Source organism: Pedobacter frigidisoli, from assembly GCF_032678525.1.
Lineage (GTDB): Bacteria > Bacteroidota > Bacteroidia > Sphingobacteriales > Sphingobacteriaceae > Pedobacter > Pedobacter frigidisoli_A.
The window spans coordinates 174913-201102 of sequence record NZ_JAVTSE010000002.1 but is presented as its reverse complement, the minus strand read 5'-3'; the positions used below and the strand labels follow the sequence as shown (position 1 = coordinate 201102).

Annotated in this window: 21 protein-coding genes; 14 read left to right on the top strand and 7 right to left on the bottom strand. The window is 40.3% G+C overall.

What is annotated here, in order from left to right; all coding sequences use genetic code 11:
• Positions 1-63: 63 nt before the first annotated feature.
• From R2Q80_RS05855 to R2Q80_RS05825, 7 genes are all read left to right on the top strand, one after another.
• A complete protein-coding gene (locus R2Q80_RS05855; protein ID WP_316798706.1) occupies positions 64-3303 on the top strand; it encodes a TonB-dependent receptor in 3240 nt (1079 codons plus the stop codon).
• 18 nt (positions 3304-3321) lie between these two features.
• On the top strand, positions 3322-5157 hold the full coding sequence (locus R2Q80_RS05850; protein ID WP_316798705.1) for a RagB/SusD family nutrient uptake outer membrane protein: 1836 nt from the start codon (positions 3322-3324) through the stop codon (positions 5155-5157).
• Positions 5158-5175: 18 nt separating this feature from the next.
• The gene (locus R2Q80_RS05845; RefSeq protein WP_316798704.1) at positions 5176-6822 is read left to right on the top strand and encodes a DUF4957 domain-containing protein; all 1647 of its coding nucleotides are present in this window, start codon (positions 5176-5178) and stop codon (positions 6820-6822) included.
• 72 nt (positions 6823-6894) lie between these two features.
• The gene (locus R2Q80_RS05840; protein ID WP_316798703.1) at positions 6895-7920 is read left to right on the top strand and encodes a pectinesterase family protein; all 1026 of its coding nucleotides are present in this window, start codon (positions 6895-6897) and stop codon (positions 7918-7920) included.
• Between the two features lie 2 nt (positions 7921-7922).
• Positions 7923-8663 (top strand): rhamnogalacturonan acetylesterase, encoded by a 741-nt coding sequence (locus tag R2Q80_RS05835; protein ID WP_316798702.1) that lies wholly within the window; start codon positions 7923-7925, stop codon positions 8661-8663.
• Between the two features lie 147 nt (positions 8664-8810).
• The gene (locus R2Q80_RS05830; RefSeq protein ID WP_316798701.1) at positions 8811-9497 is read left to right on the top strand and encodes an SIMPL domain-containing protein; all 687 of its coding nucleotides are present in this window, start codon (positions 8811-8813) and stop codon (positions 9495-9497) included.
• A 100-nt stretch (positions 9498-9597) separates the two neighbouring features.
• The gene (locus tag R2Q80_RS05825) at positions 9598-9912 is read left to right on the top strand and encodes a hypothetical protein (RefSeq protein ID WP_316798700.1); all 315 of its coding nucleotides are present in this window, start codon (positions 9598-9600) and stop codon (positions 9910-9912) included.
• Between the two features lie 95 nt (positions 9913-10007).
• On the opposite strand, the gene serS is transcribed toward R2Q80_RS05825, so the two are convergent.
• Positions 10008-11279, bottom strand: coding sequence for a serine--tRNA ligase (serS, locus tag R2Q80_RS05820; RefSeq protein WP_316798699.1), 1272 nt, complete (start codon positions 11277-11279; stop codon positions 10008-10010).
• Positions 11280-11395: 116 nt separating this feature from the next.
• Between serS and rsmI the strand changes: the two genes are divergently transcribed.
• The 5 genes from rsmI (at position 11396) to R2Q80_RS05795 (ending at position 15461) form a co-directional block, all read left to right on the top strand.
• Positions 11396-12112: a 16S rRNA (cytidine(1402)-2'-O)-methyltransferase gene (gene rsmI / locus R2Q80_RS05815; protein WP_316798698.1), complete on the top strand. Its 717-nt coding sequence runs from the start codon at positions 11396-11398 to the stop codon at positions 12110-12112.
• Between the two features lie 33 nt (positions 12113-12145).
• Positions 12146-12790 (top strand): PH domain-containing protein, encoded by a 645-nt coding sequence (locus R2Q80_RS05810; protein ID WP_316798697.1) that lies wholly within the window; start codon positions 12146-12148, stop codon positions 12788-12790.
• 1 nt (position 12791) lies between these two features.
• Complete coding sequence (gene lnt / locus R2Q80_RS05805) at positions 12792-14426, top strand: apolipoprotein N-acyltransferase (RefSeq protein ID WP_316798696.1); 1635 nt, start codon at positions 12792-12794, stop codon at positions 14424-14426.
• Positions 14419-14940, top strand: a complete 522-nt coding sequence (lspA, locus tag R2Q80_RS05800; protein ID WP_316798695.1) for a signal peptidase II — start codon at positions 14419-14421, stop codon at positions 14938-14940. Before lnt ends, lspA begins: the two co-directional genes overlap by 8 nt.
• Before the next feature lie 104 nt (positions 14941-15044).
• The gene (locus R2Q80_RS05795; protein WP_316798694.1) at positions 15045-15461 is read left to right on the top strand and encodes an OsmC family protein; all 417 of its coding nucleotides are present in this window, start codon (positions 15045-15047) and stop codon (positions 15459-15461) included.
• Between the two features lie 41 nt (positions 15462-15502).
• Here the strand turns inward: R2Q80_RS05795 and R2Q80_RS05790 are convergent, their stop codons facing one another.
• The gene (locus R2Q80_RS05790; RefSeq protein ID WP_316798693.1) at positions 15503-17143 is read right to left on the bottom strand and encodes an NAD+ synthase; all 1641 of its coding nucleotides are present in this window, start codon (positions 17141-17143) and stop codon (positions 15503-15505) included.
• Between the two features lie 81 nt (positions 17144-17224).
• The gene (locus R2Q80_RS05785) at positions 17225-17896 is read right to left on the bottom strand and encodes a porin family protein (RefSeq protein ID WP_316798692.1); all 672 of its coding nucleotides are present in this window, start codon (positions 17894-17896) and stop codon (positions 17225-17227) included.
• Between the two features lie 26 nt (positions 17897-17922).
• Between R2Q80_RS05785 and gldB the strand changes: the two genes are divergently transcribed.
• Complete coding sequence (gldB, locus tag R2Q80_RS05780; protein WP_316798691.1) at positions 17923-18957, top strand: gliding motility lipoprotein GldB; 1035 nt, start codon at positions 17923-17925, stop codon at positions 18955-18957.
• A gap of 17 nt (positions 18958-18974) precedes the next feature.
• Positions 18975-19745: a patatin-like phospholipase family protein gene (locus R2Q80_RS05775; RefSeq protein WP_316798690.1), complete on the top strand. Its 771-nt coding sequence runs from the start codon at positions 18975-18977 to the stop codon at positions 19743-19745.
• A gap of 66 nt (positions 19746-19811) precedes the next feature.
• Here R2Q80_RS05775 and R2Q80_RS05770 read toward each other — a convergent pair whose 3' ends face one another.
• The 4 genes from R2Q80_RS05770 to R2Q80_RS05755 all read right to left on the bottom strand — a co-directional run bounded on the left by R2Q80_RS05770 (position 19812) and on the right by R2Q80_RS05755 (position 26095).
• Complete coding sequence (locus tag R2Q80_RS05770) at positions 19812-20543, bottom strand: head GIN domain-containing protein (RefSeq protein ID WP_316798689.1); 732 nt, start codon at positions 20541-20543, stop codon at positions 19812-19814.
• 106 nt (positions 20544-20649) lie between these two features.
• Positions 20650-22299 carry a M1 family metallopeptidase gene (locus R2Q80_RS05765; RefSeq protein WP_316798688.1) on the bottom strand — a complete coding sequence of 550 codons (1650 nt, stop codon included), beginning with the start codon at positions 22297-22299 and terminating at the stop codon, positions 20650-20652.
• Positions 22300-22357: 58 nt separating this feature from the next.
• Positions 22358-24220 carry a CocE/NonD family hydrolase gene (locus R2Q80_RS05760; RefSeq protein ID WP_316798687.1) on the bottom strand — a complete coding sequence of 621 codons (1863 nt, stop codon included), beginning with the start codon at positions 24218-24220 and terminating at the stop codon, positions 22358-22360.
• Between the two features lie 6 nt (positions 24221-24226).
• Complete coding sequence (locus R2Q80_RS05755) at positions 24227-26095, bottom strand: CocE/NonD family hydrolase (RefSeq protein WP_316798686.1); 1869 nt, start codon at positions 26093-26095, stop codon at positions 24227-24229.
• Positions 26096-26190: the final 95 nt, after the last annotated feature.

Here is a 26190-nt window from a genome sequence, read left to right as displayed (position 1 = left end):
CAATTCTACAGGCATGCGAATGTATGCCATTAAAAAGCAACCAAATATTTTAAAATAACAGTTATGAGCAGAGTTCTACTCTTTTTTGCATTTCTATCTTTTTCCGGATTTTCTGTGGCTCAGGCACAAACCAAACAATTAACAGGTACGGTGAAGGATAAATCTGACGGCCAGCCACTTGTTGGTGTGAGCATCACCGTCAGGGATTCGAAAACAGGAGCCAGTACAGATGGCAATGGTGTTTACAAAATCAGTATCCCTGCCAAAGGTGCGATACTGACCTTCACTTACATTGGTTATAAAACCAAAAGTGTTGGGGTTACCGACCAAACGAAACTCGATGTTTCCCTTGAAGAAGATGCCAACACCTTACAGGAAGTAACGGTGAATATTGGTTATGGGTCTGTTAGAAAGGAAGCCTTAACAGGTTCAGTGTCATCTATCAAAGGTAAAGATATAGATCAGTTTCCGGTAAGTACTGTAGCTCAGGCTTTGGCAGGTAAAATGGCCGGCGTATCGGTAGCCTCTACCGAGGGGAGCCCGGGAGCAGAGGTGGTGATTAAAGTTCGCGGCGGAAGTTCCTTAACAGGTGACAATTCTCCCTTGTATATCGTAGATGGTATTCAGGTTGAGAATGCACTTTCGATCTTATCGCCGAACGAGATTGAGAGTATGGATTTGCTGAAAGATGTCGCTTCTACATCCATTTACGGTAGCCGTGGCGCCAATGGTGTACTCATCATTACGACTAAAAGTGGTAAAAATGGTCGGACGATTGTTTCATTCGATGCTTATGCAGGTGCGAGGCAAATTGTGAACAAGCTTGATGTGATGAACCCTTACGAGTTTGTTAGGTACCAGTATGAATTGTATAACAACAATACAGCACAGGATGTAAAAGATACTTTTACCAAGAAATATGGAACTTTTGAGGATCTGGACATTTATAAAAATATCCAGAATATCGACTGGCAGGATAAAGTTTTCGGCCGTCAGGCATGGAGCAATACCCAGATCCTCAATTTATCAGGCGGTAACGAAAAGACAACCTATAATTTCTCAATAAATAATACAGGAGAAGATGGCATCATGCTTAATTCCGGTTATAAAAGGACTTTTGCATCTTTCCGTTTCGATCATAGAATTTCAGATAAGCTCAGAATGGGGGTGAATGTTCGTTATAGTCGCCAGCGTATTGATGGGGTCGGAACCTCATCTACAGGTTCGCAGGGAACCAATCGCCTGAGGAATTCCGTTCGTTATCAACCTTATAACGGTGGTAGCGATTCGGGAGATTTATTTGATGCAGATTATTTAACAACCGGGTTAACCAACCCCATTACGCTGGCTAATCAGGAGTTAAAATACGATTACAGAAATGACCTGATCAGCAGTGGATATTTGCAATATACGATCCTTAAGAATTTAACTTTTAAGAGTACTGTGGGGATGACATTCTCTGACAGGAAAATCAATACGTTTAACGGACCGGTGAGTAATGTGGCGAGAAACAATGCAGGCTTACCAGCTATTCAACTGGATAACTCCAGCACAAAAAGCATCTTAAATACCAATACATTAAATTATAAACCTACCCTGGGTAAAGACCACAACCTGGATTTACTCATTGGTGAGGAAACAAACATGATTGATGTAAATTCAGGAAGTTCGACCATTAAGTGGTTCCCGGTAAACATTACTGCAGACGAGGCATTTGGCAGTATTCAGAAAGCAGAGCCGCCAGCAGGTTCCGTGCAGGATAAACCAACTTCATTAATTTCCGGAACAAGACAATTTTCTTTGTTTGGAAGGGCATCTTACGGATTTAAAAATAAGTATTTTGCTACCTTCAATTTCCGTACAGATGCATCGTCGTTATTTGCTGAAGGTAAGCAATGGGGATATTTTCCATCAGGTCAGGTAGCCTGGCGTGCATCAGAAGAGAAATTTTTCAAAGGGCTGGACTTGAACTGGCTGGATAACCTAAAGGTTCGCCTAAGTTATGGTGCTGCAGGAAATAACCGCATCGGACAGGATTTATTCAGAACATTGTTTTATTCAAATTCGACCGCAGGAGGCTATGCAGCTTCTGACGCAGGTGTTACAACCGGACTCATTACCGGTTCCAGTACAGGAACAATTCTGTCAAATCCAAACATTACCTGGGAAACCAACACGTCGACTAATGCAGGTTTGGATATTGATCTGTTTAAAAACAAGTTGACACTAACTGTTGATTATTACGATAACAAAACAAAAAACCTATTATTGAATGCTAATGTACCACAAACTACAGGTTACACTACCCAGCAGCAAAATGTGGGTAAAACCCAGAATACAGGATGGGAATTTCAGTTGAACTATCAGGCAGTTAAAACTAAAAACTTTACGTACAATACAAGCTTCAATATTTCATTTAATAAGAACAAAATTGTTGCGCTCCAAAATGGTGTAAGTTCATATATTACCCAGTCGGGCTGGGTAAATAGTTTGGGCGATTTTAAAGTAGAGGTCGGTCAGCCGGTAGGGCAATTCTATGGCTTTGTATCAGATGGGCGTTATACGGTTGATGATTTTACCTATGTGCAAAATACAAATGGAAGCTATACCTACACTTTAAAATCGGGAATTGCCAATAGTTATGCTTTGCTGGGTAATAAGAATCCACAGCCAGGTGATATGAAAGTTAAAAAGTTATCTTCATCATCAAGCATGATCATCGGCGATGATGACAGAACAGTTTTAGGGAATGCACAGCCGAAATTCACAGGTGGCTTTAACAATCAGTTTGCTTACAAGAATTTTGACCTCACTGTTTTCGTAAACTTTAGTTACGGAAGTAAAGTGTATAACGCAAATAAGCTTGAATTTACTTCCCAGTATAATGTAAAGGATAATAATTTACTGGCTGTAATGAATGATCGCTGGCAAAACTTCGATGCCAATGGTGTAAAGGTTACTGATCCGGCATTGTTAACTGCCATGAATGCCAATACCAGCATGTGGACGCCAACAACCGGTAATTACGCTTTAACATCTTATGCAATCGAAGACGGATCATTCCTGAGAATAAGCAACGTTACCTTAGGTTATACCCTGCCTTCATCATTAATTAAAAAGACAGGCTTCATTTCTAAATTACGGGTGTACGGAACAGTGAATAATCTTTATACCATTACCGGTTATACCGGTTATGATCCCGAAGCCAATACCCGCAGAACCAATCCACTTACTCCGGGGGTAGATTATGCAGCATACCCAAGAAGCAGGTATATCCTTGCTGGAATCAACATGGTATTTTAACATCAACATTAAAGAACAATGAACAATAAATTTATAAAATCTGCTTTAATGGTAATTGCTGTTGGAGCATTGAGTATAACTACTTCCTGTAAAAAATATCTGGATGTAGAATCACCGTCAACTTCTTCACCGGATGTGGTTTTTGAAAGTACAACTTATACGAATGCAGCTCTGATTGCCGTTTATAATCGCCTTTGTGGTGACAATGGGTATGGCAGCCGGATTTCCACGCTGTTTGGATTAAGTGCTGATGATTTCAAGACCTCAGGCAGTTACAGTTCTTCTGATCGCAGAGGGATAAGTATGTATGGTGCAAGTTCGGATAATACAGATCTCATCAATCCATTTCTGCAGTTATATGCAGGTATAGAAAGGGCTAACATCTGTATTAAATATATCCCTGCATCCAGGTTATATAGCAGCGGTTCTGCTGCTGAACAGGCACTGATGAAACGCTATTACGGTGAGGCACTGGCACTGAGAGCACAGTTTTTTTATGAGTTGATCAGAAACTGGGGAGATGTACCGGCATCATTTGTCCCTGCAGCTGATGGCGAAACGCTTTACGGCGCAAATGTTGATCGCAACAAAACCTATGACCAGATCATCGCCGACCTGAAAATAGCTGAAGATTTAGTTCCATGGAGAAGTGCCCTAACCGAGTATGGCAGTTTTAGGTTTACCAAAGGTGCCATTAAAGGATTGAGGGCAAGAATTGCACTGGCACGAGGTGGTTATTCCCTGAAAGGAACACAAAATGTTCGTGCAAATGATTACATCACTTATTATAAAATTGCCTATGATGAATGTTTGGATCTGATGAACAACCGTTCTCAGCATACATTAAATCCGGTTTACGAAAACGTTTTTAAATCCCTGCATGGAACCCGGTACGATGATGCTCATGAGTTAATGATGGAGGTAGCAGCTTATGGAAGCAATGCCTCAACTGATAGTAAACTGGGTTACTATAATGGTATCCGATTCAATTCAGCGTCTACTTTTGGCTCAGGCGGTGGCGGTATGAATGCCATCCCGACATATTTCTATGAGTTTGATGTAACGAAAGATTGCAGAAGAGATGTTACTATTGGAGTTTTTGAAATCACAGCGACCTCTAAAAAGATCATCAATACCTTATTTAATATGACTGATGCGAAATTTCGCAAATCGTGGACCGCTTTTAACGGCTCTTCATCGTCTCAAAACTTTGCCATTAACTGGCCGATACTGAGGTTTTCAGATGTTTTACTGATGTATGCTGAAGCAGATAACGAAATCAATGGTGCGCCATCCGCTGCAGCTGTCAGCGCTTTGCAAGAAGTACAAAGGCGTGCCTATGCAGGCTTTGAGACTCAAATTCCGGCTACACCAACTGATAAAGCAGGCTTCTTCACCTCAATTGTTAAAGAAAGACTTTTGGAATTTGGTGGCGAGGGAATACGTAAGTATGATTTGATCCGCTGGAATTTGCTGGGGAGCAAATTTGATGAAACCAGGACAAAATTAAGGGCCTTAATTGCCGGAACCGGTGCATACACGGGTGTGCCAGATTATTTATATGCAAAAGAAGGGAACTACCTTCAGGGAACCAGTGTAAATGAAGTTGCAACCTTAGACCTGTATGGGGGTACACCTAACAATGTATTTGTATCAACAGGACTGGGTAGCTCAACTGCGCCAACGGGTTATACCACTAAAAACTGGAGAAAAGCGGTGACTGAAGATAATTCAATTACAGGAACATCTACGGGTTTAGCATATTACTTCGAAGCGAATAAGAAAGAACTTTTTCCTTATCCGAAAACGGTTTTGATTGAAAACCCGAATATTATTCAGAATAATGGTTACTAATTTATTTACATCCTAATCATGAAAAAAATTATATTGCAAACAGGGGTTAAGCTGATGTTTTTATCAGTAATTGTAATGCTGGCCTCATCTTGTAAAAAGACCGATGATGCACCAACAGACCCGGCCCGGATTTTTAAGCCTAGCGATGTTAAAATTTCTGCAGGCGAAACGTCTGCTAAATTAACATGGACATTGCCCTTAATGTCTACTGGTAAGGTTTTAAAATACAGTATCGATTTTTCAACCGATTCACTGTTCTCGACGATTAAATACAGTACAACCGCGGATACTGCGGGGGTGACAGTTACCGAGGATAATCTTGCCGTACGTACAAAATATTATGCAAGGATTAAGGCCAATGCAACGGAAACACAACCTGAATCAAAATATGTACGAAGCGGTGGTTTCCAGTTAACGGGTATCCAGTTGTTTTTACCCATACGGGATAGCGAAGTAAAAGAAAATAATGTAGTGTTGCGTTATACGCCAACTGTAGGCTTGAGTACTATTGTTTTAACTCCGGCAACCGGAACTGCAATAATTACAACCTTGAGCCCTGCAGATGCTTCTGCCGGTTTAAAATCTATCACAGGTTTAACTGCTGCCACCAAATATACTGCGGAGCTTTTCGACGGGACTAAAAGCAAAGGCATCTCCACCTTCACTACCCTTGCACCCACAACCTATACGGTAAGACTTAATCCTGGGGATGATCTGGCAGCGGCAATAACCGGAGCCGCGAACGGAGCTGTTATCGGATTAAATCCAGGGACCTACGCGTTAAGCGCTACTTCTTTCATCACCCAAAAATCAATAACCATTAAATCAACCTCGGGTAACCCATCTGATACTAAAGTTAATTATAAAGAGTTCGATCTGGAAGGAACCGGAGCCGGAATTACTTTATCCGGTATTGAATTTGACGGAACTGCCGGTGCATCCTTGTATTTTCTTAACCTGATCGGGTCGCAGGCCGCGAATGGTTCTGCGGCTACCTTCACCAATATCGTTGTCGACAACTGTATTGCCCATGGATCTACCACAGCATTTTTGCGCGGTGACCGGGGAACAAATGCTAAAGATTTTAAAATTACCGGGATTACTGTTAACAATTCTCTAGTTTACGATATGGGGGCGAACGGAACTTCAACCTACTATACTTTCAACATCACAAAACTTCAGTTTAATAGTATTATCGTTTCAAAATCAACATTCTATAATTGTGGCCCTGGTTTGGTATTGGCTTCTACTATTGCTACTGGAGATCAGACTCCTTCAGTACAAATCAGTTATTCAACGATAAATGGTTTTGGCGGAAGCGCTAAATATGCTTTACTTGATGCGAATACTAATCCGGTTATCTTTAGTATTCAAAACAGTATTATTGCCAACACACCAAAATCATCTACGGTGAATGCCTCAGCCATCAGAGGTACCGGAACCGGAAGTTCGCAGAATATCTCCAACAGCAACTATTTCAACTTATCTACAGCACTTACCGGAGGCACAGCATTAACTTTTGGCACAGCTACATTAACCGGTAACCAGACAATAGATTTAGGCTGGACAGCCTCCACAACTAACTTTCAGCTTCCAGCTGGTTCTGCGCTGAGAACGGCTAGTAATACCGCTACAGCAATCGGCGATCCAAGGTGGACATATTAATTTATTTTTTCAAGGGCAGATTTTTCTGCCCTTTTTTGTTGAAATTTATCCTAACTATTACATGCTAATCAGATGAAGAAATCTGTCTTTAATCTTTTTTTTGTTTTTATATTATTCACTACAAATCCGTGGGAAAAAGCCCTTGCACAAGACCCAAAATATCCCTCAGAAATCACGGTATCTAAAGATGGATCAGCTCACTACAAAACGATCCAGGAAGCTGTTAATGCTGTGCGCGATCTTGGTGAGAAAGAAGTTAAGATTTATATCAAAAATGGAGTTTATCATGAAAAAGTGATCATACCATCGTGGAAAACGAAGATCACCTTAATTGGTGAGAGCAGGGAAAATACCATAATCAATTTTAATGATTATTCGGGGAAAATTATTCCAGCAGGGAAAGATGAATTTGGGAAAGATAAGTTTACGACCTATAACTCTTACACTGTTCTGGTACAGGCTAATGATATAAAACTGATGAATTTGACAATTGTTAATGCTTCAGGGCGGGTGGGGCAGGCTGTTGCACTGCATATAGAGGGTGATCGTTTTATCTCCGTGAATTGTAGTTTAAGAGGAAACCAGGACACACTCTATGCAGCTACAGAGAACAGCAGGCAATTTTATAAGAACTGTTTTATTGAAGGTACCACAGATTTCATATTTGGTACCGCAACGGTTGTATTTCAGGATTGCACAATTAAAAGTTTATCAGATTCTTACGTAACTGCCGCATCTACCTCCAAAAATCAGCCTTTCGGATTTGTATTTTTGAATTGTAAACTCATTGCCGATTCACTGGTAACCAAAGTCTATCTGGGGAGGCCGTGGCGACCATACGCGAAAACTGTATTTCTCAGATGCGATTTAGGTAAACATATTGTGCCTGCGGGATGGAATCCATGGAAGGGGGATTTAATGTTCCCTGAAAAGGAAAAAACAACATTTTATGCCGAGTACTATAATACCGGCGCTGGTGCATCTACTCAAAGCAGGGTGCCGTGGGCCAGGCAGTTGAGCGAAAAGGAAAATAAAAAATATACCATAAAAAATATACTCAGTGGAACAGATTCCTGGAATCCGCTAATTTCTGAATAATAATGAGAACAAAACTTTATACTTTGATTGCGGTTTCCATCCTCCTTGGATTAAGCGCCTTTAGATTAGTGCAAAAACAAACCACCGTATACATTATTGGTGATTCAACCGCTGCCAATAAAAGTCCTAATGCCTATCCGGAAACGGGCTGGGGAATGGAATTCCAATCTTTTTTTAAAGAACAGATTAAAGTTGATAACCGTGCGTTGAATGGAAGAAGCACAAAGTCGTTCCGGGCTGAGAAAAGGTGGCAACCTGTTTTTGAAAATTTGAAACCTGGTGATTACGTTTTTATAGAGTTTGGCCACAATGATGAAAAGGTAGACAAGCCAACTGTTGGGGTTTCATTAAATGATTTTAAAATTAATCTGGTGAATTATGTAAATGAGACAAGAAGTAAAAAAGCACTTCCTGTACTCCTTACGCCAATTGCAAGGAGAAGTTTTAAAAACGGAGTATTGATCGATACTCATGGGGACTATCCCCGCATCACACGGCAAGTAGCTGATTCATTGAAAGTGCCATTGATTGATTTGCTATTGAAAACCGAATCACTTTTGACCCGATTGGGAGAGCAGGAGTCTGTTAAATTATTTAATCATGTAGATTCGGGGAATGTTAACTATCCCAAGGGCAAAAAAGACGATACCCATTTAAGTCCCTATGGTGCAAAAGAAATTGCAGGCCTGGCAGCCAAAGGCGTTAAAGAACTGAAACTGGGTTTGGCGAAACAGTTAAAATAATAATTTTGCTATTTAGCTTTTGTAAATCAATTGATTAGCTGTTCTGTCTGCCAATAATGTTCTGATACAAACCAAATATTATCAAAACCGGTGTGGAATTTGTGCCACTTTCACATCTATAGAATACACACAAAGAAAAACATCATTATGAAAAAGTTATTAGCAATTGCATTCGTTGCATTTTTAGGGCTCTCATCGGCAATGGCACAACAAGCAGATTTACGCAGGAAAATTAATGTAAGTGGTTCAGCAGAAACGGAAGTTACACCGGATATCATTTATATCAGTATATCTCTTAAAGAGTATTTAAACGGAAAGAAGAAGGTCGAAATTACTGAACTGGAAAAACAACTCTATGCTGCGGTACAAAAAGCCGGTATTACGAAAGAAAATCTGACCATCAGTAACCTGAGTAGCTGGAATTATGCAACAGAGAAAAAGAAAAATCCTGATTTTCTGGCCAGTAAACAATATCGCCTGAAAGTGAACGACCTGAATAAATTTAACGCAATCATCGATGCGATTGATGCAAAAGGTATTGCGAGCACAAATATAGAGAGTTATGATTATTCAAAGATTGAAGGCCTGAAAAAGGAGTTAAAAATAAAAGCATTACTCGCAGCTAAAGAAAAAGCTGCTTACATGGTAGAAGCACTGGGAGATAAACTGGGTAGCGTAATCGATATACAGGATGGTGGCGACAATATTATACAACCTGTTTACAGAAATTACATGCTCAAATCATCAGTGGCTGAAGCAGACACTGCACCGGAAATAGATTTCAAAAAAATTAAACTTAATTTCACTGTAAATGTGGTTTTTGAGATCAAGTAAATTATTTAACATTTAGTTTAACGCTTTTTTTAAAACCTACCAACACAAATTGGTAGGTTTTTTGTTAAGTACACATCGAAACACTAAAAAATTAAATATTATGAAAAAATTCATTTACACCCTTGCCCTTATTTTCACATTAGGAATCAGTTTCAATTCAGTGCAAGCAGCTGACAAGCCCGCTAAAAATCCATCAGAATTAACTGCGGAACAAACTGTGCAACTGGAAAAGATTAAAGATCGTGTAGAAGAGATTAAATCGATGGATAAATCTAATTTAACTTCTGCAGAGCGTAAAGCTTTACGTAAGGAATTAAAAGAGATGAAAAATCAGGCACGTGCAATGTCTGGAGGTGTTTACCTTTCAGTTGGTGCAATTATCATCATCATCTTATTATTGATCTTGATTTTATAATCAAAACAACTACATCTACCTATAAATAAAAAAAGCTTTGCAGCGATGCAAAGCTTTTTTTATGTTCAGACATTTCAGATTGGATTTAAAAAAACCTAATCAATCATATCAAAACCTGTATATTTTACCAATGCTTCCGGAATTCTGATTCCTTTTTCAGTCTGGTAGTTTTCCAATATTGAAGCCACAATACGCGGTAGCGCGAGGGCACTTCCATTAAGGGAGTGTGCCAGTTGTGCTTTTCCTTCTTTTCCTTTAAAACGAAGTTTTAACCGGTTACTCTGATAAGTTTCGAAATTTGAAACCGATGATACTTCTAACCACCGTTTCTGCGCGGCACTCCACACCTCCATGTCGTATGTCATTGCAGATGTAAAGCCCATATCGCCACCACATAAACGCAATACACGGTAATGTAAACCCAATTCTTTAAGCAATGACTGCACGTACTGACTCATGTCTTCCAAAGTTTCATAAGATTTTTCAGGGTGAGTGATTTGTACCACTTCCACTTTATCAAACTGATGTAATCGGTTCAATCCGCGGACGTGTGCACCATAAGAACCTGCTTCGCGGCGGAAACAAGGCGTATAGGCGGTATTCTTAACCGGTAAATCCTCCTCTTTCAGAATCACATCACGGTATAAATTGGTTACCGGAACTTCTGCTGTTGGAATTAAATATAAATCATCGACCGTTGAGTGGTACATCTGACCTTCTTTATCAGGTAACTGGCCGGTTCCAAACCCCGATGCAGCATTTACCAGATGGGGTACCTGCATTTCTTTATAACCTGCAGCTGTAGCATGATCTAAAAAGAAATTAATCAAAGCACGTTGCAGTCTGGCACCCTTACCTTTATAAACCGGAAAACCTGCACCAGTGATTTTCACACCCAGTTCAAAATCAATAATGTCGTATTTCGCGGCAAGCTCCCAATGTGGCAGTGCCTTTGTTGGCAATTCCGCGGGTGCACCATGTACAAAAACCACTTCATTTTCCTCAGCAGTTGATCCTGCAGGTACTAATTCGTAGGGTAAGTTGGGCAACTGAACAACTAAGTTAAATTGAGCTGTTTCCAGTTCAGTTAGTTTTTCAGATAAGTTTTTGATGGTGTCTTTATGCGTGGCGGTATTCAATTTAATCGCTTCTGCCTCATCCTTTTTACCTGTACGCATTAAATCGCCAATTTGTTTTGCTGCTGCATTCGCTTCTGCGGAAATCTGATCAAGTGAAGTTTGAGTGGAACGGCGCTCTTCATCAATTTTGATGATTTCATCTACCAACTCAGGTTGTTTAAAGTTACGCACACTTAAACGTTCTAAAACTTTCTCTCTATTTTCGCGGATATAATTAACTTGCAGCATTATTTAATTTTTTTACAAAGATAATAATTAAGTCGTCATTGCGAACGTAGTGCTGCAATCTCTCTTTAAAAGATTGCTCAGTTGGTTCTACCCGAAATGACGGCTATACAGGCACTATGAACGGCAAATTATATCTCGTACCTACTCCGATTGGCAATTTGGAAGACATGACTTTCAGGGCAATCCGTATCTTAAAAGAATGCGACTTAATTCTGGCAGAGGATACCCGTACGAGTGCGCCGATGTTGAAGCATTTTGGCATTGACAAACGCGTGTTTTCCCATCATCAGCATAATGAACACAAAGCAACTGCAGAGATCATCAGATTTTTAAATGAAGGCCAGCAGATTGCGTTGATTTCCGACGCGGGAACCCCTGCGATTTCTGATCCGGGTTTTTTTTTGGTACGTGAGGCCATTAAAAATGAGATTGCTGTAGAATGTTTGCCGGGTGCAACAGCCTTTGTACCTGCATTAGTGAATTCGGGATTACCGGCAGATGCATTTTGTTTTGAGGGATTTCTTCCTGTGAAAAAAGGCAGACAAACCAAATTTAAAAAACTGGCGGAAGAAGATCGTACCATTATACTTTATGAAAGTCCGCATCGTTTGTTAAAAACTTTAGAGGAATTTGCACAATACCTAGGAGAGGAGAGGCAGGCATCGGTAAGCAGGGAGCTAACCAAGATGTTTGAAGAAACTGTCCGCGGGACATTAGTAGAAATAAAATCACATTTCGAGAACAATACTTTAAAAGGAGAATTTGTAATTTGCATTGCCGGGAAACCTGCAACAGTAAAAAACAAAAATAAATACAGTGATGCTGAAGAATAGCATCACCATAATTTCCAATCAATTAAAAATATTATGATTAGCATAGATAGATTTCTTAGTGACGAGCAAGACCCAAAGGCAGTTGAAAAGGTTATTGGTAAATTAAATGATCTATTAACTTCCGGCGAGGAGCTTTTATACCTGGCGGTACAAAAAAAGCCTGCTGTAAACTTATTGCCGGATAGTATAGCGATTTCTAATAAGAGAATTTTCTACTGTGAGCCTGGTAACCTGGGGTTAACGATGAATTTTAAAGATATTTCCTGGAAAAATATCAAGGAAGTTTCTTTCAAAGAAGAGTTTTTTGGTTCGAAATTTATTTGTGTACCCCAACAGGGTGAAAATATTGTGACCGAATTTATACCGAAGGTGCAGGCGCGCAAACTACATCAGGCAGCAAACCAGCAGCTGGAGGAATATAAAGAATTGTTGCGCCAGCAGAAACTGGAAGAAAACAGGGCAACCGCTTCGCCTATTAATCTTTCTGCGCAACCATTTCTAGATGTTCCGCTTTTGGAAAAGGCTGAACCTGAGTTGATTCAGATAGCTGAGGTTGTTGAGGAGCCGGAAGATGAAACAACATTAAAGTTGCGTAAGCTCAAAACACTGTATGATAAACACCTGATTACACAGGAAGAATACGAAGCTAAAAAGGCGGCTATTTTAGATAGCTTGTAAAATGAAATCCAGACAAACTTACCTGCTCGGATTAATGAGCGCATTTTTGCTTTGGCTGGCCTGGCCGCCCATGCCCTTTACCACTCCATTGCTTTTAATTGCCCTGGTACCATTGCTCATCGCGGTTGATGATATTTCAAAAAGTGAAACTGCAAAAAGCGGAAGACGCGTTTTTTTAACAGCTGGAATAACTTTTTTGCTGTGGAATACTGCTTCAATTTATTGGGTATATAATGCCATCAGTGCTTATAACGGGACGATTGTAGCGATTCCGGTTTCATTAATTCCTTACGGACTAGGTGCTCTTTTGATGACATTTGCTTTCTGGTTGTATTATCGCCTGGGGAAATACACCGTGAAAAAGCTGGCTTATCTGGGTCTTATTGCCTTTTATATTGCTTTAGAATATCTGCAGCAAACCTGGGATCTCGCATTTCCGTGGATGACCTTAGGGAATGGTTTGGCGGGTATGCATCAGCTGGCACAATGGTATGACTATACAGGCGTTTACGGAGGTTCGCTGTGGATCTTGTTAAGTAATATCCTGGCTTTTGAAGCCTATCAGAAATATAAAACTCAAACCGGCTATCTGAGGTTCAGAGGTACTGGTGTCTGGGCTTTGGTTGTCTTCATTCCGGTGGTGATTTCCTTAACAAAATATTTTACGGCTGAACAAAAAGGTACGCCCAGTAATGTGGTAGTGGTACAGCCTAACATAGATCCTTACCTGAAGTTGAGCGAAATTCCCCCTGCGGAGCAGATTGGCATATTAACTCATTTAACTGATTCTTTAGCGCAACCTGATACAGAATATATCCTATGGCCTGAAACCGCCTTACCTATTTATGCTGATGAAGACAAGATCAGGACCTATCCTGAAATTGAGAGTTTACAGAATTATATGAATAAGTATAAAAACGGAACGCTGATAACAGGAATAGAAACCGTTAAAGTTTATCCGGATAAACGAACCCTATCTGCAAAGTACGATCAGCGCAGTGCACAATACTGGGATAACTTTAATTCGGCCATGCAGCTCGAAAACTCTGCCAATATCCAGTTTTATCATAAATCAAAACTCGTTCCGGGCGCTGAAAAAATGCCTTTTCCGAAGGTATTTTCATTTATGGATGCCGTTTTCTCTCAATTAGGCGGGAGCGTGAGTGGTTGGGGCTGGCAGGAAAAACCGAGTGTACTGTATTCCAGAAGTGGGATAGGTGCAGCTCCGGTGGTTTGCTATGAAAGCTTATGGGGCGACTGGATTGGTCAGCAGGTGAAGGATGGCGCACAATTTATTGCTATCATTACCAATGATGGCTGGTGGGGAAATACCTCAGGCAAAGATCAGCATGAGATGTATGCGCGGCTTAGGGCTATAGAAAGCCGTCGGGATGTAGCAAGATCTGCAAATACCGGGATTTCTTGTTTCATTAATCAGCGCGGAGATATTACACAACATACCGAATGGTGGACCAGAACAGCATTGAAAGGGGATGTCAATCTGAATGATGAAATAACTTTTTATGTAAAAAGCGGCGATGTAATTGCAAAGTTATTATGTATTCTGGCGTTTGTACTGGCCCTGATTATTCCCTACAAAAAATGGATCGGGCGATCGAAATCAATTTATGGATAAAATAAAGAACTTACGCTGGTCTATTCTACTGTTATTATTAACACTAAATTTTGGGTGCGATCAGATTACAAAAAAGGTAGCGAGAACTGAGATTGGGGAGTTTGAGCATATCAGCATTATAAAAAATCATTTTACCCTTTTAAAGGTAGAAAATTCAGGTGCTTTTTTAAGTCTGGGAGATGAGATGCCCTATCTCGTTCGGTTAATTATCCTTACGGGCTTTCCGCTTCTGTTGTTGGGGTATGGCACCTATTATTTATTTGCCAGGCGGAATTTAGCCCCTGGCATGCAGATCGCCCTTTGCTTCTTAATTGGAGGGGGGATTGGTAACCTTTATGACAGGGTAATGTATGGTTCCGTAACTGATTTCATGCACATGGACTTTTACATTTTTCAGACTGGCGTGTTCAATTTTGCCGATATTTCCATTATGATCGGGATTGGGATTTTGTTTGTTCTTTCAATTAAAGGAAAGGTGGTCAAACAGGTAGAGCATCATTCGGACGAAGCATAATGTAAAGTTGTTTTTTTCTTAACGGCATCCCCATATTTTGATCAAACATATCATTATCTTTAGGTGTTTAACCATCTAAAAACATTCAACAATAAGATCATATTATGAAAAGACACGCATCAGCCGTATGGCAAGGTTCCATCAAAGAAGGTAGTGGTAAATTAACCACTCAAAGTACCACTTTGAATGATACTCAATATTCTTTTAATTCACGGTTTGCTGAAGGTGTAGGTACCAACCCGGAAGAATTAATTGCTGCAGCACACGCAGGCTGTTTCACCATGAAACTTTCAGCTAACCTGGCAGAAGCCGGTTTTACTGCTGATAAACTGGAAACCAAATGTGAAATTAATCTTGATCCTTCTAAAGGTGAAATTGTAGAATCGCACTTAACTTTAACTGCAAGTGTTCCAGACTTATCAAAAGAAAAGTTCGATGAACTGGTTACAGACGCTGAAAAAAACTGCCCGATTTCGAAATTATTAAATACAACAATTACTGTTGATGCCACTTTAGCATAAACAAAAAAAGCTTAGACAACTTCAGGTTGTCTAAGCTTTTTCTATGCCATATACTTTCCTACAATTGGCATCCGTCGCCCCATGCCGAAAGCCTTTGGCGATACCCTTAAAATTGGTGGTGTCTGATAGCGTTTAAATTCTGCCACATTAACCATTTTCAAAATTCTTTGTACAAGCGCCGCATCGAAACCCTGTGCGATAATTGCTTTAGAGCCTTGTTTTTTCTCGATATGCTGGTACAAGATCTGATCTAGAATATCGTAGTCAGGTAAGGAGTCGGAGTCTTTCTGATCAGGTCTTAATTCAGCTGAAGGTGGTTTAACGATGGTGTTGATGGGGATGATTTCTCTTTCTTTATTAATGTATCTCGCCAGTTCAAAAACCTGGGTTTTATACACATCGCCAATTACTCCAATTGCGCCGCACATATCGCCATAAAGGGTTCCATAACCAACCGCACATTCACTTTTGTTGGAAGTGTTCAGTAAAATATAGCCAAACTTATTGCTCATGGCCATATTTATAATTCCACGGATGCGGGCCTGAATATTCTCCTCGGCAAGATTAAAAGGCAAGCCTTTAAATGCAGGCGCCAGGATATGATCAAATGATTCTGCAACTTCTTTGATCGGAATGATCTCATGCATACAGCCGATATTGTTCACGAGGTCTAAAGCATCCTGAACAGAGTGGTCGGATGAAAACTTCGATGGCATTAAAACTGACATGACATTTTCCGGCCCCAGTGCCCGGCAAGCCAGTGCACAAACTACCGCTGAATCAATTCCGCCTGAAAGTCCTAAAACAGCCTTTTTAAAGCCTGATTTTTGAAAATAATCCTGAATCCCTAAAATAAGCGCATCATGAATTTGTTCGATATCAGTTAATCTTTGTGGCTGCGGATATTTATTACGGACGTTTTCGACTTCTTCCAGATCAAATACCTGTAAGTCTTCCTCGAAATACTTCATTTCCGCTTTTATTGTTCCTTCAGCATCAAAAACCAATGAGCCACCATCGAAGATGATTTCGGTTTGTGCACCTACCTGGTTAACGTAGAAAACAGGCAACTGGTATTTTCTGGCATTATCTGAAAGCACTTTGATCCGTTCATCATCATGCGTATAAGAAAATGGCGAAGCTGCAATGTTTATCATCAGATCAGGTTGCTCTTTGATGAGCTCATCCATAGGATTCGAAACATACAAGGGGTTATCATTAATATTCCATAAATCTTCACAGATGGTTAAGGCAATTTTCTTTCCTTTAAAATCGATACAATTGAAAGAGGTAGCAGGCTCAAAGTAGCGGTATTCATCAAATACATCATAGGTAGGAAGCAATGCTTTTTTAGTCACCGATTGTACCTTTCCATCTGCTATGAAATAGGCTGCATTGAACAAATCCTTACCCTGCAACACCTCATTTTTGATGGGTAGACCGACAATGCAGGCAATGTCGCCGCAATGTTTGGCAATCTCCAGAGCTGCCTGATCACACAGTGCAATAAATTCATCAAACTCTAAAAAATCACGTGGAGGATAGCCACAGATGGCGAGCTCCGCAAAAACAACCAGATCTGCACCTTTTTTTCTTGCAGTATGAATGTTTTCAATAATCTTTTGTGTATTAGACTCAAAATTTCCAATATGGTAATTGAGTTGCGCTAAGGCTATTTTCATGTTAGTCGTATCAGGTATTAAGTATTAGTATCAAGTATCAAAAGGCGGGTATCAGATAGCCAATTGCCAGGTATAGGCTGTTTAAAAAAATACGCCGAAATTAAGGGCAAGATAATGGTTTTTGACCGTTCTGCCGTCAGTTACAATATTTGTAAAACCGTTGTTAAAGGTTAAACCAGCCATGATACTGGCATTACCGCTAATGTCAAATTCACCTCCGCCTCCAATAATTAAACCAGCACGGTAAAATCTGGTTTGATCTGATATTTTAGTACCGTCTGCAATTTTGACGCCGTTTGAAATTGCATCCTGTTTGGCGCTGATATTTACAGAATTGGATAACCCAAACTGGCCATACCATCTGGTGTCGTTGTTTTTAACAGTTTTAAGTTTAATGGTAAGCGGTAAATCAACATACTGAAGCTTATACTTCAGATCGTACGCTTTCGGGTCTGTACTGCCGCTTACGCCGAAATAAGGCATTACGTTGGCTTCTGTACTTTTTCCGTTAATAGTAGTAATGGTTAAGGCTGTGGAAAAGCTGTAATTCGGGGCAAAATTAAAATCACCCATTAAACCGTATGAGAAACCCAGACTGATTCCATTGGTTTTTCCTTGTTCAGGTTTTATCCATCCCACAGTAGGAGTAGCAGTAAGTCCCAATCTGAAACCATAACTGGTTAGGGGTGAAATTTGTGCCCAAAGGCCTGTACTTATAAATGATAAAATTAAAATTGTCGCTAGTTTTTTCATGCTTTATGTGATTATATTTGCTTTACATGATGTACAACGTAAAAGCTAAGCAAATTTATCTAATTTTTCTTTTTGCCCTTGCATTTATTTCCTGCAATGAAAGTAAGCGGCCAGATGTTAGCCAGGTAAATGTCGACGTGAAGATTCAAAGATTTGATCAGGAACTATTTGCCCGGAAGGGTAAAGATGTTGAAAAAACAAACACATTACTGTCGAATAAATATGGTTTCTTTTACGATGACTACATCAAAAAGATGGTGGGGTCGCCAGATTATAGCAATGGAGAGGTACTGAACACCCTTTTCAGAGATCAGGCCTATACCGATCTGACTAAAGAGGTAGACAGTGTTTATCCTAATCTGAAAATTCAGGAAGAAGGACTTACTGAAACTTTTAAATATATCAGATATTACTACCCAAAAGCAAAGCTTCCAAAATTTATAGCTTTCGTTTCTGGTTTTGCCTACCAGATGCCGGTAGGAGATCAGTATCTGGGCATTGGCCTTGACATGTTTTTGGGGAAAGACAGCAAGTTTTATAAGGCCATAGTACAAAGCGTCCCTCTATACCTTTCGAGGCGCTTTAGTCCTGAATACATTGTTCCAAGGGTAGCTGAAACCTATGCGCACGAGGAGCTTTTTCAGGAGCCTGATGAAGACAGATCTTTGCTTGCTAAAATGATCTTTCAGGGTAAGATTCTTTATTTTCTTGATCAGGTTTTACCAGAAAATATGGCGGACTCTGTAAAGATAGGCTATAGTGCAGAACAGTTGAAGTGGGCACAGAATTTTGAAGGCGATATATGGGCATACTTTTTGGAGAACAACTTTCTGTATGAAACGGATTACCAGAAGATTCAGGTTTTTTTATCGGAAGGCCCGTTTACCCCAGGCCTTGGGGAAAACAGAGATTCTGCTCCCAAGTTAGGTGTTTACACTGGTTGGCAAATCGTTAAAAAGTACATGCAGGAAAATCCGAAGACTACTTTGCAACAACTCATGGCTGATAATGATGCGCAGAAAATTCTAAACCAGTCAAAGTATAAACCTAAACAGAAATAGACACAAAAATCTGATCAATGAAAGTAGGAATCGTATTATCTGGAGGAGGAATCAGGGGGATAGCACATTTGGGTGTTTTAAAAGCGTTCAGTAATCTTGGTATCACTTTCAGTCACATTAGCGGAACAAGTGCGGGTGCAATAGCTGGTGCTTTCTTTGCAGCTGGTATTGATCCGGAAGAGGGATTAAGTATTTTTCTAAAAACCAAACTGTGGCGCTTTGTTCGTCCGGCGGTAGGTTCTTTGGGTCTCATCAATATCGAAAATACGGCTTTAATTTTAAAAGAGTATTTTCCTGAAGATTCAATAGAAAAACTTAAAATTCCACTAACTATTGCAGCCGTTAATTTTAGTGAGGGAAGACTGGTGTATTTTACAAAAGGTCCATTAATCAGGTCTATACATGCTTCAAGCTGTATCCCTGGGATTTTTAAGCCTATTATGATTGACGGGCAGATGTATGTAGACGGTGGAATTCTAAATAATTTTCCGGTCGAACCGCTAATGCAGAATTGCGATTTCATCATTGGCTCTTCCTGCAATCACCTTAAACCAGTGGATAAGATTACAGGTATTACCAATCTGATGGGGAGAGCGGGAGTGATGTCTATTAACCACGATATGGAAAGAAAAGCAAAGTTTTGTAATGTAATGATTGAACCTAAGGGACTGGGAGCGATCAGTACTTTTGATATGAAGCGTGCGGAAGACATTTACTGGCTGGCCCATGAGGAGGCATTGATTACGATCAAAAACAGTCCGACAATAAGAGAGTTGATTACTAAATAATACGCAGTATGCTGTAAAGCAAAAAGCCCCGAATTAATCGGGGCTTTTTGCTTTGTTAGTAATTAGTTAAACCTTTCTAACACCGCCAGATCCAATCACCGTTTTTTCTACTGTGGCGTTGCCGGAATAATTAATACTTCCCGACCCGCTGATGACTGCTTTGATACTTTCATCTGCTTTAATGTTTACCTGGCCTGAGCCGCTGATGGTGGCAGACAGCGTGCTTACTGAAAATGACTTACCAGCAAAAGCACCTGAGCTGCTCATTACAATTTTAGCATGCTCCGCAGTCCCGCTGAGGTTGATTGATCCTGATCCGCTGATTACTGCACTCAGATTATCAACATCCGCAGTAGCTTTGATACTTCCAGAACCACTAATTGTAGTTGCTAAAGACTGTGCATCCACTTTACCATTCACCACCATGCTCCCTGAACCACTTACCGCTAAACTGCTAATGCTTTTTGCGGTAACATAGGCAGTGATTTTCTTGCCATCATACTTTCTCGACCAGCTGGTAATACTGGTTTGTGGGCGAATGATCAGTATGTTTCCTTTAACCTCAGTTACAATCGTTTCCAAAGCTTCTTCATCGCCCTCTAACCGGCAACTTTCGGTATTGCCAATGGTTAGCACTACATTAATCGGACCTGCCGCAGCAACACCATTAAAGCTTTTTACAGCACGCTCGTCTTCAAAACGTTTTGATGAGGAAATGTTAATCTGGTCTTTCGCGATTGCATCAATAGTTGCAGTAAGTGTTAAAGCAACTAATAGTGTGGAAAATATCTTTTTCATAATTTCAGGAGAATAAATGTTAGTTTAATAGATGATAATGTATTCTTTTCTATAAGACGGATAGATGATCAAAAAGTTGCACAGGAAAGAAAATTTGTATCATTTATCAATCTTTCTTTACCTCAACATAAAATGAAGGATCAACTTTGAAATTCTCGGCCGTAATGCCACTAAGATTGATTGTTTTCCAATCGTTTCCAGGTTTAATTAACGTATACCCACCTGAATTAAGACTTACCTTTACCGGCATGTCAAAACCTTTAACATCGGTATTCCATTTATAAGAAAGGATGTCATTACTGATTTTATATTCAAAAACCGGAATTTTCGTAAAGCGAAGGTATTGGTCGAAAACTTTATCCAGTTTCAATCCGCTTTGTTTAGAGATATAATTTTCGACTTCAGCAGTAGTAACGGTTTTATGATAAAAGGCTTTGTTCAGTCCGCGAAGAATTTGCCTGAACTTCTCATCATTATCAATCAACTGACGGATGGTGTGGATCAGGTTTGCACCTTTAGGGTACATGTCTCCTGAGCCCTCCTTGTTCACGCCATAAGGACCGATAACCGGTACATCATTATTGATTCCCTTTCTCAGGCCGATTGCATATTCATCACCAGCGGTTTTTGATCCTATACATTCTGAGAACAGTACTTCAGAATAATTTGTAAAGCCTTCATGTATCCACATATCAGCAATATCTTTCGCCGTAATGTTATTGCCGAACCATTCATGACCACTCTCATGCACGGTAATGAAATCAAATTTTAAACCCAGTCCCGTGCCACTCAAATCTCTTCCCAGGTATCCTTTCATAAATTTGTTACCGTATGCCACTGCACTTTGGTGTTCCATGCCCAGATGCGGAGCCTCTACCAGCTTATACCCGTCTTCATACCATGGATATGGCCCAAACCAGTATTCGAAACATTTTAGCATAGGCTTAACATCAGCACCCCAGTGCGGGCGCGCCCTGGCGCTGTCGGTTTGCAAGGCCCAGAAATCAATGCTGAGTTTCCCTTTTTCTCCTTCGTACTGATCAGTCCAATGTGCATATTTACCAATATAGAAAGTCACATCGTAATTGTTGATTGGATTTTTTACGAACCAATTGTATTGCTTGTATCCATCTGGCTTGTTTATTGTATTTCGGAGCCTTCCGTTTGAAATCTCCTGCAAATCTCCAGGAACACTGATACTAATCAGCATGCTGTCTACTTCATCACTTTGATGGTCTTTATTTGGCCACCAAACACTTGCCCCTAATCCCTGGCAGGCTACAGAAACAAACGGATTTCCGGCTGGATCTTTTTTGAAGATAAAGCCTCCATCCCAGGGTGCATTTTTGGCTACGCGTGGATTGCCACTGTAGAATACTGTAAATTGATCTCTGCTCCCTTTTTTTATCGTTTTGGGGAAAGTGACGAATACTGCATTATATTTGCGTGTGAAGGGGATGTCTTGACCATTGTAAACAACCTTTTCTACCTGTAGATTATCAAATAAATCAAATTGCAGTCTGGTGAAATCCTGAATAGCCGTAAAAGCAAATTGATTACTTCCAGAAACCGATTTGTGGTCAATATCGATTTTAACATCTAAGTGGTAGTAATTAATGTCGTAACACGTCCTGAGTGGGGTAAGTGTTCCACGCAGGCTGTCTGCTGTGGAGTTAACCTGGTCTTTACCCAGCATCTGTGCTTTTGAGGTAGATATACCTAATGCTGCAATAAAAAGAATTAAGAATTTTTTCATTTATTTATCATTTTCATCATTGCTTCCTAATATGTTACAGGCAATGACGCAACGTTCATTATTTAATTACATCAACCTCCACAAAGCTATCATTAAAAACAGATTGCGTTGCCTTTATATAGTCAGCCTCAGTAGCCTTATAAGGGTTATCTACAAATTTTTGAGGATTACGGGCAAATAATGGGAAGGCTGTACTTTGTACCTGAATCATTAACCTATGCCCTTTTTTAAATGTGTGCAGTACATCCTGTAACTTGAAATTCACATCAGTTTTCTGGTTTGCTACCAGGGCCTCAGGCTTTTCAAAGCTATTGCGAAAACGCGCGGGCATGATTTCCGAACGCACCATTTGCCAGTAGTTACTCAAGGTGATGCTTTTGCTTGGCATGTATGGGTTGTTTGGCTCATCTGCCGGATAAACATCAATTAGCTTGACGATAAAATCAGCATCGGTACCGGTTGTGGCAATCTTAAGATGCGACATGATTTCTCCGCCCAGGGTAATATCATCTTCCAAAATGTCAGTCTGAAAAACGAGGACGTCTGGTCTCCTTCCTGCGAAGCGCTGATCTTCGCTCATGTAATTGTGTGGCGTGAAGCCGAGCGTTGTAGTAATATCTTCGGTGTAGGGCACAGGTTTAGCAGGATCGCTGATGTAAGTTACCAAGGCTGCCGAAGATGGAGGACTGAAAGTCAGTTTACCATCAGCGCCTAAATACAGTTTTTGTTTTATTGCTTTTTCTGTTGGCCATTTGGAAAAGGTTTCCCATTGCTTTTTACCGGTATCAAACATATAGGCCTCCGGTAAACCTGTGTTTTTATCGCCATTACCTTTCAGGAAGTGATTGAAGAATTTAGACTCAATTTCTTTTTGATAAAAGGTAGCGATGCTATCACCGAAATATACGTTACTATGCATCGTATGCCCGGTTTCACGGCTCCACCTGCCATGTCCGAATGGACCCATCACAATCGTGTTATAGGCATTCGGGTTTTTCTTCTCAATAGTTTTGTAAATGTTTAATGGGCCAGACAGATCTTCTGCATCATACCATCCACCTACAACCATTATGGCCGGTTTTACAGTATTATAATGCTTTAATAAACCCCGTTTTTGCCAAAATTCATCGTAATTAGGGTGGTTCACTGTTTCCTGCCAGAAGAAATTGTCTTTATAGTATTTGTCGGCATTGGTTAAAGGTCCTAAATCTAAAGCAAACTGATACCCATCTTTTGTTTTTGGATTGATCATTTGCATGTTGTACCATGGCTTTGATGTAGTATCTGTTTTTTGAACGCCAAAAACCGGGAAAGTAGAAAAATAACTTTGCAGGAAAGATCCGTTATGGTGAAAATCATCGAAGAAGAAATCTGAGATCGGTGCCTGTGGGGAAGAAGCCTTCAACGCAGGATGGTTACTTAAAATACCTGCTGCGGTGTAAAAGCCCGGATAGGAAATACCCCACTGCCCCACCTTACCGTTATTATTGGCTACATTCTTCACCAGCCAATCAACGGTGTCATAGGTATCTGAACCTTCGTCTACATCTTTTTTAGTTTTTTTGTTATCGATTACCGGGGTCATGTTGGTCCAGGTGCCTTCACTTTTCCAGCGTCCGCGTACATCCTGATAAACAAAAATGTATCCCTCCTTCATCATTAATTCCGATGGGCCCAAACGCACCGGAAATTTGTCTTCTCCATAAGGTGCAACACTGTAACAGGTGCGCTGCATGATCACCGGGTATTTTTTGTCTTTTGCGGCGTCTTTAGGGCTATAAATTGCGGTAAAAAGCTTAGTGCCATCGCGCATGGGGATATACACTTCTTTTTTTACATAATTCGATTTAGGGTAACCAGCTTCCTGTGCAAATGTTGTTGCAGCAGAAAAAAGCGTGATAAACAGAATGAGGTATTTCATGTGGGTTTATTTTAAAACAGAAATGGTGATGAATGAACTATTATTTACGTCGTGAAAGATCCTGTGTGTCGCTTTTTGAAAGTCAGCCGGCTCAGCCTGATAAATATCCATAAATTTTTGGGGATTTCGGTCCGCTAAAGGAAACCAGGTATTCTGAATCTGGATCATGATTTTATGCCCTTTTTTAAAAGTATGCGCTACATCAGGAAGTGGATAATTCACTTTAGTCACCACTCCGGGAGTGAAAGCTTCTGGTTTTTCAAAGCTATTTCGGTACTTTCCACGCATAATTTCACCGCGAACCAACATTTGGTATCCGCCCATAATCAGGTTTTTAGGATTTGGACTGGGGTTTGGTGCGTCTTCAGGATAAACATCAATAAGTTTAACAACATAGTCGGCATCTGTACCACTTGTTGAAACCACCAGGTTAGCCAATACGGGTCCGGTTAGGGTGATGTCTTCACTTAAAGCATCGGTTTGATAGGTTTTAACGTCTGGTCTGCGTGCTGCAAAACGCTGATCATCTATCATGTACTCGCGTGTACGTCGCGCCTGGATACCATCCTGATAGGGTACGGGATTGTTCGGATCACTCACATATTCATCCCAGCTGTCGGTTCTGCCCACTTTTTCAAAACTAAGTTTTCCATTGGGCTGCAGGTAAAGATTTTTGCTTTCTATATCCTGCGGTGGCCAGGTTTTAAACTTTTTCCATTCATTAGATCCGGTGACAAAGATGTTCGCTTCAGCCGCATTGAAATCACCTTCATTCTTTAGATAGTGTTTAAAAAAAGGCAATTCATATTGTTCCTGATAGTCGATGCTGGTTGTTCGTCCAAAGGGGATATCTCCGAAATACGAACCGTCACTTCTAACCCAACCGCCATGAAACCAAGGGCCGGCTACCAGAATGTTGTTGGCACCAGGGTTTTGTTTTTCAATGGCTTTATAGGTATCGAATGTACCGTAAGCATCTTCAGCATCAAAAAAACCACCTACAACCATTACTGCCGGTTTCACATTTTTTAAATGAGGTGTAATTAATCTGGCTTTCCAGAAAGTATCGAGGTTAGGGTGTTTAAACAGGTCATTCCAGAATTTAATGCTGTCGGCAAAATATTTATCTTTCAGGTTTTTAACCGAACCCGATTCCAGGTAAAAACGGTAGTTGTCCTGAATAGGAAATTCAAAACCTTTTGGCCCTTTATCTGGAGTAATTGGCTTCGGACGTGGTACCCCGAAACTGCTCATAAATCCGAAGGCATCCATCAGGAACAAAGTGCCACGATGGTGAAAATCATCGCCCATGAACCAGTCCGTTACGGGTGCTTGTGGCGAAACTGCTTTTAAAGCAGGATGTGCATTAGGTAATGATGTTGTGGAGTAAAATCCCGGATAAGAAATTCCGTATATGCCGGCATTTCCGTTGTTCCCCTTGATGTTCTTTACCAACCAATCTATAGTGTCGTAGGTGTCCGTGCTCTCATCAATATCTTTTTTACTTTTTTTTGTGGTTTGTGGCCGGATATCGGCAAAGTTGCCTTCGCTCATCCACCTTCCCCGTACGTCCTGATAAACGAAAATAAATCCCTCCCGCATCATGGCAGGGAAATTTCCAAGAGTCATCTTGTACTTATCTGCACCATAAGGTGCTACGGTATAGGGGGTTCTGTTAATCAGAAAAGGGTATTTTTTGGTTTGATTTTTGGGTATGTAAATCGAGGTAAAAAGTTTGACCCCATCTCGCATGGGAATCTGGCGTTCTATTTTGTTGTAGTTTTCCCGTACATAAGCCGAATCAGATTGTTGAGCCAGCAATTGATGAGAAATAAACAGACAAAACAGGAGGCTGAAAAATCTTGAAAAGTTCATTTAATTTAATATTTAGGAATAAACTTTAAATATAGGCGATTAAGATTTGATTAGAAAAAACATCCCGTAAAAGGTTTGTTAGCATGAACAAAGCT